This is a genomic window from Moorena sp., from assembly GCF_982860115.1.
This window is the reverse complement of sequence record NZ_CEYLVT010000298.1, coordinates 1-3,770: the sequence shown is the minus strand read 5'-3', so window position 1 is coordinate 3,770 and position 3,770 is coordinate 1. Positions and strand designations below refer to the sequence as shown.

Here is a 3,770-nt window from a genome sequence, read left to right as displayed (position 1 = left end):
CCTGCCCGCCTGGGTATGATACAGGCATCCTGCCCGCCTGGGTATGATACAGGCATCCTGCCCGCCTGGGTATGATACAGGCAAGATGCCCGTTCCACAGGTGCGACCCGATCGGGAATGCGATCGCGTAGCGTGGCCTACGGTCAATCACATTTCCAGCACAACACCACACTCCCTACTCCCGATTCCCGATTCCCTACTCCCGATTCCCGATTCCCGATTCCCTAACCCCTCCTGGGAGGGGTTAGGGGTGGGTTCCGATTCCCGATTCCCGATTCCCGATTCCCGATTCCCTTAATTAAACTATGACTTATCAACAACAATCCGAATTCGAGAAATCTCTTAATATCCGTGCAATGACCACCAAACAAATTTGGTCTTATGCTACTGGAATGTTAGCCATTTGTATGATTTTTGCCCCAGGCAAATATAAGTTAGCCATACCGATGATTGTGATCGGGGGCGCAGCAACTAGCACCGCTTTTGTTTGGCACTCTCATAACAAGTCCGATAAAACCCTTCTTCCTAATCAAGTACAACAAATAGAAGAACGCCTCGGTAACATAGAAACTATTGTGGGACGGGATGATTTGGAAGTAAATTTAAAACTTAAACAGTTAGAGGAAAAGATATAGTATTTTCAGTTTAAATGTGAAACTAAGATTAAAGGCAAAAGGCAAAAGGCAGAATGCAATAGGCAATAGGCAATAGGCAGAAGGAGGTAAAAGGAAAAGCAGTAAAGATATCCTAGAATTTTTTGGTTTTATCCTAAATAAGCATTTGGTTTCATGATATATTTTTTAATGGTATAAAATTTGTATTCGAGATGTAAACTAAGAAGGTCTTTTTTGATTTTCCTATAAAAGTCTGGACCTCTTGCCTAGTTAATTAACTATTGCCTATTGCCTATTGCCTATTGCCTAGTTGATTAACTATTGCCTATTGCCTCTCGCCTCTTGCCTAAAGGAGTATGTTCACAACTAAACTAAAAATGCTATATAAATATGTAACTGCTACACTGTCTACACTACTCCTAGCACTACTAATTGGATGTAATGGGGCGGATTCCCCTAAGGGTGTATCCCCATCTCCTGATCCAGATGCTTCCCAGTCCTCAGAACCAGAGAATGCACTAAAGGTGATCCAAAAGCCTGATCAACCCCTAACTGTTGCGGAAACGAATCCTATTCCAGGAACCCAACAGAGTGTTGACCAATACCTGAAAGGATTATCTGCCAAAGGGATGACTAAGAGCAATCAAGGGATATGGATGGAATCAGGAGATACCCTGTTAGCTAATCATCAAGGCACTATTCCCTTACCGGCAGCATCCCTTACCAAAGCAGCAACTACCCTAGCTGCTCTTTCTACTCTTGGTCCTGACCACCAATTCATTACCCAATTTAGCGCAACCGGACCGATTGAGAACGGGGTGCTACAGGGAGACCTAGTGGTTGAAGGGTCAGAAGACCCGTTTTTTGTTTGGGAAGAAGCCATAGCAGTGGGCAACCAGTTAAATCAGTTAGGTATCAAGCAAGTAACCGGTAATTTGGTGATTGTGGGTAAGTTTTATATGAATTTTGAGACCTTACCCCTCAAAGCTGGCACTCTGCTCAAGCAAGGCTTGAATGGTAAGAGTTGGCCACCAGCAGCAGAAACTCAGTATCAGACCTTACCCCCAGGTACCCCTAGACCGGAAATTGCGATCGCAGGCTCTGTGCAAGTAGTAGCTTCACCCCCTGACAATCTACAGCCCCTAGTGCGCCAGTATTCCTTTCCCCTGGCGGAACTCCTGAAGAAAATGAATCGCTACAGTAATAATAAAATGGCCGAAATGCTAGCGAATACCGCTGGTGGGGCCAAAGTGGTAGCCCGCAAAGCAGCAGAAGCGGCGGGAGTACCCCCATCAGAAATTAGCTTAATCAATGGGTCTGGTTTAGGTGAAGAAAATCGCATGTCTCCTCGGGCTGTCACTGCTGTATTTCTCGCCATTGAGCGCTATCTTCAGCAATACAACATGACCGTTGCTGATGTATTTGCCATCGTAGGACAAGACAAAGGTATATTAAATGAACGTCCATTGCCTAACTTAGCAGTAGTTAAATCCGGTAGTTTGAATTATGTTAGTACCTTAGCCGGAGCCTTACCAACTCAAACCTATGGCACTGTTTGGTTTGCTGTGATGAATTCAGGGGGAGACTATACCAAATACCGGACTCAACAAGAGATGCTGCTAAAAGAATTAGTAACTAAATGGGGAGTGGTGCAATCTGTTCCTTCTGACATTAAACCATCACCCCAGAGGATCGGTAAGAAGTCGTTTAGTGAAATTGTTAGGTAGGGAATCGGGAGTCGGGAGTCGGGAGTCGGGAGTAGGTAAGGTAAGCAGTTAGCGGTCAGCGGTCAGCGGTCAGCGGTCAGTAGTCAGTGGTCAGCGCTGCATCGCTTATTCAAAAGCACCGATCTAGTAGCGTGCGCATAAGCTGATAGCTGATAGCACCGATCTAGTAGCGTGCGCATAAGCTGATAGCTGATCTCCCGATTCCCGATTCCCGATTCCCGATTCCCGATTCCCGATTCCCGACTCCCGATTCCCGATTCCCGATTCCCGATTCCCGACTCCCTGCTGTATCCTGGTTTATTGTTAACAAAACTCTCATTAACTGAGAAATATAGATGGCGAACCCAACCGCAACCTTAGAAACCTCTTTAGGCACAATCACGGTAGAATTGTTCACCGATGTGATGCCAGAGACAGCCGGTAATTTCATTAAACTAGCCCAGTCTGGTTTCTACGATGGTCTTCATTTTCACCGGGTGATTAATGACTTTATGATTCAGTTTGGCTGTCCCCATAGCAAGGATCCCAATAGTCCTCGCGCGGGTACCGGCAATGGTCCTGACGGCTGCATCCAGGATGAGCACCCGGAAAAGGCCAAAATTTCCAATCAGCCAGGTACGTTATCTATGGCCAATACCGGTGCTCCCAATAGCGGTAGTTGTCAGTTTTTCATCAATACACGGGACAATTCCTATCTCGATTGGTTTTCTCCAGGCCGCTCGAAGCACCCGGTTTTTGGTAAAGTGACTGAGGGTATGGATGTGGTGAACAAGATTCAAACCACCCCTACTGCTCGGGGTGATCGCCCCAAAACCCCTGTTCAAATGGTGAAAGTGACCATTAACGAATAACGTAAGCATAAGCGCTACGCGCACGCTACGGGAACAGCGGTCAGCAATCAGCTATCAGTAATCAGTTTTCAGTAATCAGTATATGCGCATTCGCGCACGCTACGCCAACAGCTTTTGAATAAAACAAGCTGACCACTGACGGCTGACCGCTGATTACTGACCACTGACCACTGACGGCTGACCGCTGATTACTGACCACTGACCGCTGACCACTGACCGCTAATAGCTGACGTTTGATCTTTTTCTAAGAGATTCTTCAACAAACAGAGTTGATATAATTTGACAGTATCACTAGAGGAGCAAATTCTTTAGCTTCCTCCGCTAGACATGCCCCACACCTCAATGCGCAGCATGAGTGTTTAAAGTTACCGTAAAGATAGTGGAGCCTTTATGGTTAGTCGGTTATGCGAAAAGGGTTAAAACTTTTTTGCCGATTAAGGCTCCACTAACAATCAGGTTTCGTCTCCAGGGATGAATCGCGGAGCTGGAACTCTGATAAACAGCCTGAAAAACGTTATAATAGAAATAGCAGGGAAGACAAATTAAGAGCTAACCGCCACCTGCGTGTTTAAAAATAG

General features: G+C 46.0%; 5 protein-coding genes. 4 read left to right on the top strand and 1 reads right to left on the bottom strand.

The features are described 5' to 3' along the window. The first annotated feature begins 85 nt into the window (after positions 1-85). From AC4II3_RS29670 to AC4II3_RS29660, 3 genes are all read left to right on the top strand, one after another. Positions 86-298: a hypothetical protein gene (locus tag AC4II3_RS29670; RefSeq protein ID WP_488029719.1), complete on the top strand. Its 213-nt coding sequence runs from the start codon at positions 86-88 to the stop codon at positions 296-298. Positions 299-305: 7 nt separating this feature from the next. After that, positions 306-635, top strand: a complete 330-nt coding sequence (locus tag AC4II3_RS29665; RefSeq protein WP_075899886.1) for a hypothetical protein — start codon at positions 306-308, stop codon at positions 633-635. A gap of 356 nt (positions 636-991) precedes the next feature. Beyond that, positions 992-2,341 carry a D-alanyl-D-alanine carboxypeptidase gene (locus AC4II3_RS29660; RefSeq protein WP_488029721.1) on the top strand — a complete coding sequence of 450 codons (1,350 nt, stop codon included), beginning with the start codon at positions 992-994 and terminating at the stop codon, positions 2,339-2,341. Between the two features lie 163 nt (positions 2,342-2,504). Here AC4II3_RS29660 and AC4II3_RS29655 read toward each other — a convergent pair whose 3' ends face one another. Next, positions 2,505-2,660, bottom strand: a complete 156-nt coding sequence (locus AC4II3_RS29655; protein ID WP_488014356.1) for a hypothetical protein — start codon at positions 2,658-2,660, stop codon at positions 2,505-2,507. 16 nt (positions 2,661-2,676) lie between these two features. Here AC4II3_RS29655 and AC4II3_RS29650 point away from each other — a divergent pair, with 16 nt between their 5' ends. After that, positions 2,677-3,192 (top strand): peptidylprolyl isomerase, encoded by a 516-nt coding sequence (locus AC4II3_RS29650; RefSeq protein ID WP_488014358.1) that lies wholly within the window; start codon positions 2,677-2,679, stop codon positions 3,190-3,192. The last annotated feature ends 578 nt before the right edge of the window (positions 3,193-3,770 follow it).